General features: G+C 68.0%; 1 protein-coding gene. It reads right to left on the reverse strand.

Annotation, left to right across the window (positions count from 1 at the left end):
- The coding region (locus ABD901_RS58925; protein WP_486303881.1) for a transposase family protein at positions 1-500 on the reverse strand (500 nt) is incomplete at both ends.

Below are 500 nucleotides of genomic sequence, written 5' to 3' on the forward strand. Positions count from 1 at the left end.
AGCCAGGCGTTGTTGGCGTTGAACCGGCCGGACGGCAGGTGCGCGAGTGGCCCGTCGATGAGTTCGGCGAAGACCTGTTCGATGATGGCGTGACCACGGTGCTGCGCTTCGGCCTGCACGAGCACGTACGGGCTGTCGGTGAACGCGGCGTGGTAGCGCCACACGGTGAACAGTTCACCCTGTTCGTCCATTGTGGATCTGTTCAGGTCGGGGACGCGGCGCACGATGAGCCGGGCGGTGATCTCCTGGCGGGTGCCTTCGAACGCGGTGTAGCTGGTCTCGGCGATGTGCGCGCGGGAGATGAACCGCTGCTGCTCGTCGTCCCAGACCGGTTGCGGGTAGCGGATCTCGGTCCAGGCGTCCTCGCTGATGGTGGCGATCGCGGTGCGGACCTTGGCGTCGACGCGCACGGTGACAGAGAACCGCACCCGGGCCCGGCGGCAGGCGCCGATGACGGCGCGGGAGTAGAACGCCGAGTCCGCGCGGACCACGATCTCACC

Origin of the sequence: Dactylosporangium darangshiense (genome assembly GCF_039537565.1) — a bacterium.
GTDB lineage: Bacteria > Actinomycetota > Actinomycetes > Mycobacteriales > Micromonosporaceae > Dactylosporangium > Dactylosporangium darangshiense.